Source organism: Curtobacterium sp. MMLR14_002 (assembly GCF_001864975.1).
In the GTDB taxonomy this organism is placed as follows: domain Bacteria; phylum Actinomycetota; class Actinomycetes; order Actinomycetales; family Microbacteriaceae; genus Curtobacterium; species Curtobacterium flaccumfaciens.
Window position 1 is genome coordinate 23,082 of the sequence record NZ_MJGT01000065.1, and the last position, 12,255, is coordinate 35,336.

The window sequence follows — 12,255 nt, forward strand, 5'->3', positions numbered from 1 at the left end:
GTGCGGTGTGCTCGGTGGTGGCAGGGGGCAGGTCGGTCACGGTCGTGCTCCTGGTCGGTCGGGGTCGGAGGTCGGTCGGTCACCGGAGGTCGCCCGGCGGACGGCGCGTTCGAGGTCGTCGAGCGCGGCGGTGCCGTCGACGAGTGCACGGTCGTCGTCGGTGGTCCCGCCGACGAGCACGGCGCCGACACGCGTGTGCGGGATGCCGGTGGCCTGGGCCGCGGTCCGGACGACCTCGTCGACGTGGGCCGATCGGGGAAGTCCGAGCATCCGGCCGATGCGGCGGACGGCGGCGACGCGCAGGGTGTCGAGGGCGTGGGTGCGGTCACGGGTGCGGGCGTACAAGCGGGCGCGACCCTCGGTGGTCTCCGCGGCACGGACGACGACGGGCAACCGCTCGACGACGAGCGGGCCGAGCCGTCGGCCCCGCCAGACACCGGCCGCCACGGCGACGAGGGCGAGCAGTGCGAGGGCGCTCGGGACCCACGGCGGGGCGAGCTCGCCGAGGGTCGGTGCGGCGTCGGGGGTGCCGACGGCCGGGGTGTACCAGACGAGTCGCTCGTCGGCGCCGAGCAGCCCGAGGGCGAGCGCGGCGTTCCCGGCGGTGGCGATCGTGTCGTTCCGGAACGCCGAGGTCGTGCCGAGCAGGGTGACGTCGCCGCCCGGGGTCGTGGTGCGCACGAGGCCCCAGACCCGGGAACCGCCCTCGCCCGTCGGCGCGCACCGCTCGGCGGCGTCGTCGTCCACGGTGTACCCGGAGCCGGCGGTCGTCACCCGGGCAGCCGAGGCCGCCGCCGGGATCCCGCACGAGGCCGTCGAGACGGTGGCGTCACCGTCGATCTGGGCGGGCGGGTCGACCGGGACCCCGAGCAGCGCATCGAGGCCGGCGCCGCTCGTCCCGACGACCACGACGTGCCGCGCCGTGCGGGCGATGCGTTCCGCGACGGCGGGGTCGAGCGCCCCGTCGGCGTCGTCGATGAACACCGTGCCGCCGTCGATCCCGCCGACGCCGTCGACGGTGTCGGTGACGGAGACCGCGGTGCCCCGCTGTTCGAGCACCCGGACCAGCGCGACAGAACCACTGGCCGTCGTCGAGGTCGGGTCGAGTGCGCGCGGTGCGTCCGGGTCGGTGCCCTGCACGACGGCGGTCAGCGCGGCGAGCAGGACGCCGACCAGGACGATCGCGACCCAGAACCCGATGCGGAACCGGCGTCCCTCGGCCGGAGCCGGAGCCCGAGCAGGAGTCGGTCCGGCGCTCGTCCGCGTGGCGGTTTCGGTCGTCATGCCGGCACCACCGGTCCCTCGGCCCGGGCGGGCCGGGCCTGCCGGACGGTCCGCTCGGTGTCGAGCACGCGCAGGGCCGCGGCTTCGTCGGCGTCGGCACCGAGGTACCGGACCGCGTCGAAGGCGGTCGCTGCCGCGTCGAGTGCACCGGCCGACGCGGGGAACGGCACGGCGCCCCGTGCGGCGATCGTCCGCGCGGTGGCTCCGGGCACGTCGGGCACCAGGTCGCGCTCGCCGAGACCCCTGGCGATCGCGCGGAACCCGTCGAGCACCGCTGCCGACCAATCGGCGCGACGGACGGCGGCCTGGGCCGCTTCGAGGAGTTCCCGGGCGGAGCGCAGGTCGTCGGCGTCGAACACCCCGCCGGTGTCACCGTCACCGGCCCGCGCGCGCCGGCGGGGGAGTCCGCGGGCGACGACGACGAGCACGACGACCGCGACGAGCACCACGATCGCGATCACCAGCGCGGTGCGGGCCGCCGAGGGGGAGTCGATGCCGTCGGCGCGGAGCGACCCGAGCCAGTCGAGGAAGGAGCGCGAGGCACGGTCCCACCACGTCGGCCGGGCACCGTCGTAGGCGGACCGTTCGAGCTCGCGCTCGAGCAGGCGACGCGCCTCGTCCGGGTCGACCGCCGTCACGCGGAGCCGTTCGGCGGTGCCTGGCCCGGACCCTGCTGCCAGGGTTGCTGCTGCTGGCCGGGCTGCCAGGGTTGCTGCTGCTGACCGGGCTGCCAGGGTTGCTGCTGCTGACCGGGCTGCCACTGCTGCTGCCCGGGCCACGGCTGCTGCTGCGCCTGCCACTGCTGGCCACCCCACTGCTGCTGCGGCGGCCACGGCGGGCGTGCGACGGGCTCGGACGGGGCGAACGGGTCGGTCGGCTGCCCGGAGTCCAGGTGCGACGCGATCCGCTGGTCGAGCGCCTCGGTGCGGATCCGCCGGTCGATGGCGAGGAACGTCGTGATCGAGGCGCTCAGCACGTCGGTGATGCACTGCACCGCGATCGCGAGCAGGCTCCCGACGACGATGGCGATGACCGCACCGGTGCCGGCTCCCGACGTGCCACCCGTCTGCCCGAGCGGGTCGAACGTGCCCCCGACGAGCACGGCGCCGATGGTGAGCGGGATCGACGCGATGGACGCCGCGAACCCGAACATCAGGTGCACGAGCAGCAGGATGCCGAAGGTCCGCCAGAAGGCCCCGCGGGTCAGGCGCCACGACTGTGCGGCTGCGGCGAAGACCGGCCGGCCCTCGAGCGCGATGGTCGGGACGGTGAGCACGAAGCGCGTGGCGAGCCACACGACGACGACACCGATGCCGAGCACGAACAGCACGAGCACCAGCACGAACCACCCGGTGCCGGAGTCGGCGGCGCCCATGGCCGCGAACACCCCGAAGAACACGAGCCCAGCCAGGAGTGCGAGGACCACACCGGCCCCGATCTGCACGAGCATCCACGCGACGACGGACCACCGGCGGCCGGCGAGCAGCGCCCACAGCCCCCGGAACGTGGCGCGACGGCCGAGGACCCGCTGCCCGGTGTCGGCGGCGACCGGCGCCACCAGGAACCCGCGACCGAGGTAGGCGAGGAACGGCAGCACGACCGAGAGCAGTGCCGTGAGCGTCAGCGTGCCAGCGACCACCGAGTCGGCACCGCTGCCGCCGTCGAGGGCCGAGAACATCCGCGACTGCAACGCCCGCTGCCCGAAGGTGCTGGCCAGCGTCGAGAGCAGGCCGAGCACACCGCTCAGCAGCACGCTCCAGAGCAGCAGCACGCGGGCGTTCCGGCGGAAGACCGTGAACGCGCCGGCCAGGATGTCCCCGAGACCGAGCGGGCGCAGCGGGATCACCGGACGCGAGCCACTGGACGGACCGCCCGGTCGCCCCGGACCCGGCCCCGGGGCGGGCTGCGGCGGCACGGAGAAGCGGGGCGGGCCTCCAGGCTGGGGTCCTGGTCCTGGTCCTGGTCCCGGCGCCGGTCCGGACGCCGGCGGCGTCGGCGCACCCTGCTGCCCACCGCCCGGTGTGTGCCAATCGGACATGACTCCAGCCCCCTCGTCGTGTCGGACCGAGCCAGCGTTGCACGGTCCACCCCCATCCTGGCGGAAAACCCGGCGCGGCGGGGCCTCGGCTATCGTGTGGGGACACGTGCCGACCACGGCACCCGCACGCCACCCGGAGTCCAGATCACATGACACCGCGCATCCTCGTCGTCGACGACGACCAGGCCCTCTCCGAGATGATCGGCATCGTGCTCCGCTCCGAGGGGTACGAACCCGAGTTCAGCGCCGACGGCAACGACGCCGTCGACGCGTTCCACGCCACCAAGCCGGACCTCGTCCTGCTCGACGTCATGCTGCCCGGCATCGACGGCATCGAGGTGTGCAAGCGCATCCGTGCCGAGAGCGGCACGCCGATCATCATGCTCACGGCGAAGAGCGACACCGCCGACGTCGTCCTCGGGCTCGAGAACGGTGCCGACGACTACGTCGTGAAGCCCTTCAACCCGAAGGAGCTCGTCGCGCGCATCCGGACCCGCCTGCGGCCGAGCGCGTCCGACGCCACCGTGCTGCACGTCGGCGACGTCACGGTCGACGTCGCCGGGCACGAGGTGCGCCGCGGCGACACCGTGATCGCGCTCACGCCGCTCGAGTTCGACCTGCTCCGGGCGCTCGCCGAGAAGCCGAACCAGGTGTTCACCCGCGAGATGCTGCTCGAGCAGGTCTGGGGCTACCACTACAAGGCGGACACCCGTCTGGTGAACGTGCACGTGCAGCGGCTCCGCGCGAAGATCGAGCACGACCCGGACAACCCGAAGACCGTCACCACGGTCCGCGGCGTCGGGTACCGCGCCGGAGGAGCCTGAGCACCGTGCCGCCCTCGACGCGCCCGCCGGGCTCGGCACGCTCCGGCCGGGTCGGCGGCGCCGGCCGGGCCACCGGCGCCGGTGGGTCCGGCGGTGCGGGTGGGGCCGGCAGCACCACCGTCTCGATCGGCGTCGTCGACCGCAGCCGTCGCCGGATGCGGCGCTGGCTCCGACGCGCCTGGCGTCCGATCGCCTACCTGTGGCGGCGCTCGCTCATGTTCCGCTCGGTCGCCATCACCGTGATGACGACCGGGCTCGCGGTGGGGATCATCGGCACCGCGGTCATGGTGAGCATCTCGACGAACGTCTACTCGCAGCGCCGCGACCAGATCGAGTCCGAATCCGCACGGGCCACCATCGTCGCCCAGGGGATCTTCGACGCGGCGACGGCGGCCGAGGACAACAACCAGTCCGAGCTCGAGACCCTGCAGAACGAGGCGCAGCAGGCGATCCTGTCGAACACGACGAGCCCGGGCGGCACGAGCATCGCCATCGAGCGGAGCCCGGACCAGTCCACCCCGCAGACGCTGCAGACGATCGCCAGCCAGGACTTCCCGGACGCGGTGATCACCGACGCCCTGCGCAAGGAGGTCGCGCAGAACACCGGTCGGCTCAGCCTGCAGCCCGTCGAACTCGACGACGACGGGCGCCGGGTGCCGGGCCTCGCCGTCGGCTCCACGCTGCAGATCCCGAGCGCCGGCCAGTACGAGCTCTACCTGGTCTACGACCTCTCCGACGCGCAGCAGACCCTGGACTTCGTCTCCCAGACGCTCTCGATCGGCGGTGTGGCCCTGATGGTGCTCATCGCCCTGGTCACCTCGCTCGTCGTCCGGCTCGTCGTCGTGCCGATCCGCGGTGCCGCCGAGACGAGCCGGAAGATCGCCGCGGGGCGCCTCGACGAACGCATCCCGGTGCGCGGCCAGGACGACCTGGCGACCCTGGCACGGAGCTTCAACGGGATGGCCGAGGCGGTCAGCCGCCAGATCACCCAGCTCGCCGAGCTCTCCCGCGTGCAGCAGCGGTTCGTCTCCGACGTGTCGCACGAGCTCCGTACCCCGCTCACCACGATCCGGCTCGCCGGCGACATGCTCTACGACTCCCGGCACGCGTTCGAACCGTCGGTCGGCCGGTCCGCCGAGCTCCTGCACGCCCAGGTGGAGCGCTTCGAGATGCTCCTCGCCGACCTGCTCGAGATCTCCCGGTACGACGCCCAGGCGGTGCAGCTCGACACCGCACCCGTCGTGCCGGCCTCCCTCGCCGCGGACATCGTCGAGGAGTTCCGCCCGCTGGCCGAACGCGCCGGCATCGACCTGCAGCTCGCGACCCCCGGCGGCCACACCACGATGCGGCTCGACGCCAAGCGGGTCCGACGGATCCTGCGCAACCTCGTCGGCAACGCCATCGAGCACGGCGACGCGAAGCCCGTGCAGGTCGTCGTCGACAGCGACGCACGCACCGTCGCCATCGCCGTCCGCGACCAGGGCGTCGGCATGCCGCCGGAGGACGCCGCACGGGTGTTCGACCGCTTCTGGCGGGCCGACCCGAGCCGCAAGCGCACCATCGGCGGCACCGGCCTCGGCCTCGCGATCAGCCTCGGCGACGCGAAGCTCCACGGCGGGCGCATCGACGTGTGGTCCCGACCGGGCGCGGGATCGACGTTCGTGCTCACCCTGCCCCGCAACGAGCAGGGCACCACCGCCACCTCGGCCATCCCGCTGCCCGAGCTCGACGAGTCGTACGACGGCCCCCGCGCCGTGCGAGAGGAGTCCTGATGCGCCACCGGATCCGCCACGTCCTCGCCGTCGCGCTCGCCGCGGTCAGCCTGCTCGCGGTCACCGCCTGTGCGGCCATCCCGACCGACGGTGCCGTGCGCACCGGGCAGACCATCAAGGACGAGTCGCTCTCGGGCGTCGACTTCCGGCCGGACAAGCCGATCACCGGGTCCGACCAGACGGCGATCCTCCGCGGGTTCATCGCCGCCGCCACCGGTGCCCAGGACAACTACGCGATCGCCCGGCAGTTCCTGGCCGCCGACTTCGCCCAGCGGTGGAACCCCCGGCAGGGCGTCACGATCCGGGACGGCAGCGGCACCGTCGAGCGCGCCGACGACCGCGAGCTCACCTACACGATGACGGCCAGCGCCACGGTCGACTCCGACGGGGAGTACACCCAGGCGGTCCGCCCGACCTCGTCGACGCTGACGTTCCAGTTCGTCCGCGAGGACGGCGAGTGGCGCATCGCCTACGCCCCGGACGGCATCATCCTGTCGCCGGTCAGCTTCGAGTCGGTGTTCCAGGCACACGCCCTGTACTTCTACGACCCGACCTACCGCTTCCTCGTGCCCGACCAGCGCTGGTTCCTCGCACGCTCCTCCACCAGCACCCGCATCGCCAGCGCCCTGCTCGCCGGCCCCGCCGACTGGCTGAAGGGCGCCGTCGTCTCGTCGTTCCCGGAGGGCACCCAGCTGTCGCTCAACGCCGTGACGATCGACAGCGGCACGGCCCTGGTCGACCTGTCGAGGGACGCCCTGGGCGCGAGCACCATCGACAAGGTCCGGATGCGCGAACAGCTCAGCAAGTCCCTCGCCTCGGTCGCCACCATCTCGTCGGTGTCGATGACGATCGAGGGCGCGACGCTGTCGGTGCCGGACTCCGGGGGAGCCGACGCCCAGCAGAACCCCGACGTCGACCCCCGACCCCTGGTCGACGAGGACGGCGTCGTCGGCTACGCCGCCTCGGGCACCGGCAAGGTCGCCGAGCTCGGCAGCGGCGTCGGGGCCGCGATCGCCGGCCTCGACCCGACCTCGATCGCCCTGTCGGCGTCCGGCACCACCGCCGCCGTCGGCAACCGGGACGGCGTCGTCGTCGTGCGCGGCAAGGACCGCCTGCGCGTCGACGCCCGCGAGGACCTCGTCGCCCCCGCCGTCGACGACCTCGGCTTCGTCTGGGTGGGGCAGCAGTCCGACACCCGTCACATCACCGCGTACGGCCTCGGCGGCGACCCCCACCAGGTGCGCACCACGTTGCCGCGCGGCGACCTCGTGTCGTTCCAGGTGTCCCGCGACTCCACCAGGGCCCTCGCACTCATCGAGACCGCGGACGGCCCCGGCCTGTACGTGATGGCGATCATCCGCGGGTCCGACCGGTCACCGACCTCGTTCGGCGCCCCGGTCCGCGTGCAGGCCGCCAGCGGCACCGCGGTCGACGCCGCGTGGGTGAACGACACCGACGTCGCCTCGGTCGGGCAGACGCCGACCGGTCCGAACATCGTCCGCACCACCATCGGCGGCAAGTCGAGCACCCTGCCGAAGCCCGACGGGCGCGCCACCGCGATCAGCGGCGGCAGCGGCGGCGCGCTGCTGCTGCGGATGTCGAGCGGCGACGTCCTGCAGTCCACCGGGGGCGGCTGGGACTCGACGGGCGTCACCGCCGACGTGCTCGGCGTCCAGCGCTGACGCCACCGTCCTCCACACCCCGCCCTGCCTGGAGGCCCGTCCACCGTCCGGCACGCCGGCCCACCGCCGTCGTCCGGTCACCACCACAGTCGTGGGCATGCCCCCTGACGACGCCCCCACCCCGTGGCGTGACGCCCTGCTCGCCGTGCTCGGGCTCGTCCTGCCGGTCGCCTGCCTGGGCTGCGGCCGCCCGGACCGCGCGCTCTGCCCACCGTGCCGCGCGGCGCTCGACGCACGGCCGAGGCGGGTCCGGCTGGTCGCCGGCGTCCGGCTCGACGCGGCCTTCGAGTACGAGGGGCTGGTCCGCACCCTGGTCCTCGAACTCAAGCTCCGGGGCCGGGTCGACGTCGCACGTCCGCTCGGCGTCCGCTTCGGTGCCCTCGTCCGCGCGGCGCTCGCCGCGGCCCCGGACGGCACCGTGGTGCTCCGGGTGCCGCCGTCCCGCGCGGGTGCCCGCCGCCGTGGGTTCGACCCGGTGGTGCTGCTGCTCGCCCGCGGCGGTGTCCGGCACACGGGGTGCCTCGGCCGGACCCCTGCCGGACGACGGCGATCCGGACCGGGGCAGAAGGAGCGGTCGGCGGTGGAACGCGTCGCCGCGACCGTCGGGACCCTGCGGGCGACCGGTGTCGACGGCCGCGACGTCGTGCTCGTCGACGACGTCGTGACGACGGGCGTCACGATGGCCGAGGGCGTCCGAGCGGTGCGGGCGGCGGGCGGTCGGGTGGTGCGCTGCGTCGCCGTGGCGAGCGTCGACGACTGATGATCGGTGAACACCCGGTGGCCGCTGTGTGTCCGGTGAGTGTCCGACGGACTCGCCGCCTCCCCGTGACGCCGAGGGTGCGCCGGGTCTAGCCTCGCGACAAGGCGTTCGGGTCGCCGGACGGAGGCGACGCGCCGACACTGGATGGGAGCCGCCACATGGACGTGACGATCACGGGCCGGAACGTCGGGGTCACCGACCGTTTCCGCACCTACGTCGAACAGAAGTCCGAGAAGATCGACGTGCTCGCCGACCGCGCCCTCGCCTTCGAGGTGCGCATCAGCCGCCACCACGAGAAGTCGAGCGGCAGCCAGGGCGAGGACCGCGTGGAGCTCACGCTGATCGGACCGGGGCCGCTCGTACGGGCCGAGTCCGCGGCGTCGGACAAGTACGCCGCCTTCGACCTCGCCTTCGCGCGGATCATGGAACGCCTCCGTCGGGCGCGTGACCGCCGCAAGGTGCACCACGGGCGGCACCGCCCCACCTCGGTCGCCGAGGCCGCCGGCAGCGGGTTCGACGGCATGGGCGTCGTCCCGGCCGACGGCAAGCTCATCGAGGACGTCGCGACCGGTGCCGTCCCGGTCGTCGACCAAGAGGCCGCCGAGGACGAGAACGAGGTCTACAGCCCGGTCGTCATCCGGCACAAGGTCTTCGAGGCCGCCCCGATGACGGTCGACGACGCCCTGTACTACATGGAACTCGTCGGGCACGACTTCTACCTGTTCCTCGACGCCGAGACCCGCCGTCCGAGTGTCGTGTACCGACGCAAGGGCTGGGACTACGGCGTGATCGGCATCGACGAGGTGCCCGCAGGCCAGGCGCCGGCCGCGGTCGACACCGACGCGGAGCGCGCAGCCGCGATCGCCTGATCCGACTCGGGGCCTCCGGCCCCCCACCGTGTGCGCGGTCCGTTCGCGGGCCGCGCACACCCGTGTCCGCGACAACCGCGCCGCTCACAGCGCCGTGGGTTCGCGGGTTGCTAGCATGACTGGTCGATCGGGCGTGCAGGTCGCGCGCGACGACCTCGTAAGGAGTTCACGTGGCAAACGTGCTGGAGAAGGTCCTCCGCATCGGCGAAGGACGAACCCTCCGCCGGCTGAAGGCGTACGCCTCGGCCATCAACGACCTCGAGGACGACTTCTCGAGCCTCACCGACGAGGAACTCCACGACGAGACCAAGGAGCTGCGCGAGCGGTACGCCAACGGCGAGACCCTCGACGACCTCCTGCCCGAGGCGTTCGCCGCCGTGCGTGAAGCCGCGAAGCGGACCCTGGGCATGCGGCACTTCGACGTGCAGCTCATGGGTGGCGCGGCCCTGCACCTCGGCAACATCGCCGAGATGAAGACCGGTGAGGGCAAGACCCTCGTCGCGACGACCGCCGCCTACCTCAACGCGATCCCGTCGCGCGGCGTGCACGTCATCACGGTCAACGACTACCTGGCGTCGTACCAGTCCGAGATCATGGGCCGCGTCTTCCGCGCGCTCGGCATGACCACCGGCTGCATCATCGCGAACCAGACCCCGGCCGAGCGCCGCGAGCAGTACGCCGCCGACATCACGTACGGCACCAACAACGAGTTCGGCTTCGACTACCTGCGCGACAACATGGCGTGGCAGGCGTCCGACATGGTGCAGCGTGGTCACTTCTTCGCCGTCGTGGACGAGGTCGACTCGATCCTCATCGACGAGGCCCGCACGCCGCTCATCATCTCCGGTCCGTCCTCGGGCGAGGCCAACCGCTGGTTCACCGAGTTCGCCTCGATCGCCAAGCGCCTCACCCCGGGCGAGGACTACGAGGTCGACGAGAAGAAGCGCACCGTCGGTGTCCTCGAGCCCGGCATCGAGAAGGTCGAGGACTACCTCGGCATCGAGAACCTGTACGAGTCGGCGAACACCCCGCTCATCTCGTTCCTGAACAACTCCATCAAGGCCGTCGCCCTGTTCAAGAAGGACAAGGACTACGTCGTGATGAACGGCGAGGTGCTCATCGTCGACGAGCACACCGGCCGCATCCTGATGGGCCGCCGCTACAACGAGGGCATCCACCAGGCGATCGAGGCGAAGGAAGGTGTCGAGGTCAAGGCCGAGAACCAGACCCTCGCCACCGTCACGCTGCAGAACTACTTCCGCCTCTACCAGAAGCTCTCCGGCATGACCGGTACCGCCGAGACCGAGGCGGCCGAGTTCATGTCGACCTACAAGCTCGGCGTCGTCCCCATCCCGACGAACAAGCCGATGCAGCGCATCGACCAGACCGACCTCGTCTACAAGAACGAGAAGGCGAAGTTCGAGCAGGTCGCCGAGGACATCGCGGAGCGCCACGAGAAGGGCCAGCCCGTCCTCGTCGGCACCACGAGCGTCGAGAAGTCCGAGTACCTGTCGAAGCTCCTCGCCAAGCAGGGCGTCAAGCACGAGGTCCTCAACGCGAAGAACCACGCACGTGAAGCCGCGATCGTCGCCCAGGCCGGTCGCTTCGGCGCCGTGACCGTCGCGACGAACATGGCCGGTCGTGGTACCGACATCATGCTCGGTGGCAACGCGGAGTTCCTCGCCGTGCAGGAGATGCACGCCAAGGGCCTGTCGCCGACCGAGACCCCCGACGAGTACGAGGCCGAGTGGGACGACGTGTTCGCCCGCGTCAAGGCCGAGGTCGAGGAAGAGGGCGACAAGGTCCGCGCCGTCGGCGGCCTGTACGTGCTCGGCACCGAGCGCCACGAGTCGCGCCGCATCGACAACCAGCTGCGTGGTCGTTCCGGCCGCCAGGGTGACCCGGGCGAGAGCCGCTTCTACCTGTCGCTGACCGACGACCTGATGCGCCTGTTCAACTCCGGTGCCGCCGAGAGCCTGATGGGCCGCTCGAACGTGCCGGACGACCTGGCGATCGAGAACAAGCTCGTCGGCCGTGCGATCCGTTCCGCCCAGGCGCAGGTCGAGGGCCGCAACGCCGAGATCCGCAAGAACGTCCTGAAGTACGACGACGTCCTGAACCGCCAGCGCGAGGCGATCTACAGCGACCGCCGCCACATCCTCGAGGGCGACGACCTGCACGACCGCGCGCAGTCGTTCCTCAAGGCCGTCATCGACGACGTGATCGACAGCCACACCGGCGAAGGCTCCCCGGACGACTGGGACCTCGACGCCATGTGGACCGAGCTCGGCACGCTCTACCCGATCTCGATCTCCATCGACGAGGTCATCACCGAGGCCGGCTCGAAGGGCAAGGCATCGCGTGACTTCCTGGCCCGCGAGATCCTCTCCGACGCCAAGCTGGCCTACCAGCAGCGCGAGGAGCTCCTCGGCGACGAGGCGATGCGTGAGCTCGAGCGTCGTGTGGTGCTCTCGGTGATCGACCGCCGCTGGCGCGACCACCTGTACGAGATGGACTACCTGAAGGACGGCATCGGCCTCCGCGCGATGGCGCAGCGCGACCCGCTGGTCGAGTACCAGCGCGAGGGCTACGCCCTGTTCCAGACGATGATGGGGCAGATCCGCGAGGAGTCCGTGGGCTACCTCTTCAACCTCGAGGTCCAGGTGCAGTCCGACGGCGAGAACGCGGTCATCGAGGCCAAGGGCCTCGGCGAGGACGAGGTCTCCGGCCTCGAGTACTCGGCACCGTCGATCGACGGCGAGGTCGAGGTCCGCGACGAGAAGGGTCGCCTCGAGCAGGCCGCGACCGCTCGTGCGCAGCGCGCCCAGGCCGAGGCTGAGGCCGAAGCGGCCGCCGAGCCGGAGCAGGGCTCCGCGTTCGGCAACGCGGCCACCGCCTCCGGTCAGGCCGCGGCGAGCAACCGCGCCGAGCGTCGCCAGGCGGCCAAGAAGAACTAGCGTCCGCGCGCGAGCGCATCGTGAGCAGAAATGGTCGGGTCCCACGTCGGGACCCGACCATTCCTGCTC

9 protein-coding genes are annotated in these 12,255 nt (G+C 72.2%); 6 read left to right on the forward strand and 3 right to left on the reverse strand.

Annotated elements, in window-relative coordinates; translation table 11 throughout:
* Positions 1 to 36: 36 nt before the first annotated feature.
* Genes BIU91_RS12880 through BIU91_RS12890 form a run of 3 tightly spaced genes read right to left on the reverse strand, consistent with a single transcriptional unit; the run spans position 37 to position 3,130 of the window.
* Complete coding sequence (locus tag BIU91_RS12880) at positions 37 to 1,284, reverse strand: DUF4350 domain-containing protein (RefSeq protein ID WP_071405773.1); 1,248 nt, start codon at positions 1,282 to 1,284, stop codon at positions 37 to 39.
* Positions 1,281 to 1,922: a DUF4129 domain-containing protein gene (locus tag BIU91_RS12885; protein ID WP_071405774.1), complete on the reverse strand. Its 642-nt coding sequence runs from the start codon at positions 1,920 to 1,922 to the stop codon at positions 1,281 to 1,283. The genes BIU91_RS12880 and BIU91_RS12885 overlap by 4 nt, the downstream gene beginning before the upstream one ends.
* Complete coding sequence (locus tag BIU91_RS12890; protein WP_071405775.1) at positions 1,919 to 3,130, reverse strand: glycerophosphoryl diester phosphodiesterase membrane domain-containing protein; 1,212 nt, start codon at positions 3,128 to 3,130, stop codon at positions 1,919 to 1,921. Before BIU91_RS12890 ends, BIU91_RS12885 begins: the two co-directional genes overlap by 4 nt.
* A gap of 341 nt (positions 3,131 to 3,471) precedes the next feature.
* On the opposite strand from BIU91_RS12890, the gene mtrA reads away from it, so the two are divergent.
* The 6 genes from mtrA to secA all read left to right on the forward strand — a co-directional run bounded on the left by mtrA (position 3,472) and on the right by secA (position 12,186).
* The gene (gene mtrA / locus BIU91_RS12895; RefSeq protein ID WP_017888813.1) at positions 3,472 to 4,146 is read left to right on the forward strand and encodes an MtrAB system response regulator MtrA; all 675 of its coding nucleotides are present in this window, start codon (positions 3,472 to 3,474) and stop codon (positions 4,144 to 4,146) included.
* Positions 4,147 to 4,151: 5 nt separating this feature from the next.
* The gene (gene mtrB / locus BIU91_RS12900) at positions 4,152 to 5,918 is read left to right on the forward strand and encodes an MtrAB system histidine kinase MtrB (protein WP_253183753.1); all 1,767 of its coding nucleotides are present in this window, start codon (positions 4,152 to 4,154) and stop codon (positions 5,916 to 5,918) included.
* Entirely contained in the window at positions 5,918 to 7,600 is a 1,683-nt protein-coding gene (locus tag BIU91_RS12905) for a GerMN domain-containing protein (RefSeq protein WP_084741232.1), read from the forward strand. Before mtrB ends, BIU91_RS12905 begins: the two co-directional genes overlap by 1 nt.
* Positions 7,601 to 7,697: 97 nt before the next feature.
* Complete coding sequence (locus tag BIU91_RS12910) at positions 7,698 to 8,360, forward strand: phosphoribosyltransferase family protein (RefSeq protein ID WP_071405794.1); 663 nt, start codon at positions 7,698 to 7,700, stop codon at positions 8,358 to 8,360.
* A gap of 158 nt (positions 8,361 to 8,518) precedes the next feature.
* Positions 8,519 to 9,229, forward strand: coding sequence for a ribosome-associated translation inhibitor RaiA (raiA, locus tag BIU91_RS12915; protein ID WP_071405776.1), 711 nt, complete (start codon positions 8,519 to 8,521; stop codon positions 9,227 to 9,229).
* Positions 9,230 to 9,399: 170 nt separating this feature from the next.
* Positions 9,400 to 12,186, forward strand: coding sequence for a preprotein translocase subunit SecA (secA, locus tag BIU91_RS12920; protein WP_071405777.1), 2,787 nt, complete (start codon positions 9,400 to 9,402; stop codon positions 12,184 to 12,186).
* Positions 12,187 to 12,255: the final 69 nt, after the last annotated feature.

What these genes read in the sequence shown, in the direction of transcription:
- BIU91_RS12910 (WP_071405794.1), top strand. Translation starts at nt 7,698, where the DNA reads ATGCCCCCTGACGACGCCCCCACCCCGTGGCGTGACGCCCTGCTCGCC.
- BIU91_RS12905 (WP_084741232.1), top strand. Translation starts at nt 5,918, where the DNA reads ATGCGCCACCGGATCCGCCACGTCCTCGCCGTCGCGCTCGCCGCGGTC.
- raiA (WP_071405776.1), top strand. Translation starts at nt 8,519, where the DNA reads ATGGACGTGACGATCACGGGCCGGAACGTCGGGGTCACCGACCGTTTC.
- mtrA (WP_017888813.1), top strand. Translation starts at nt 3,472, where the DNA reads ATGACACCGCGCATCCTCGTCGTCGACGACGACCAGGCCCTCTCCGAG.
- BIU91_RS12880 (WP_071405773.1), bottom strand. Translation starts at nt 1,284, where the DNA reads ATGACGACCGAAACCGCCACGCGGACGAGCGCCGGACCGACTCCTGCT.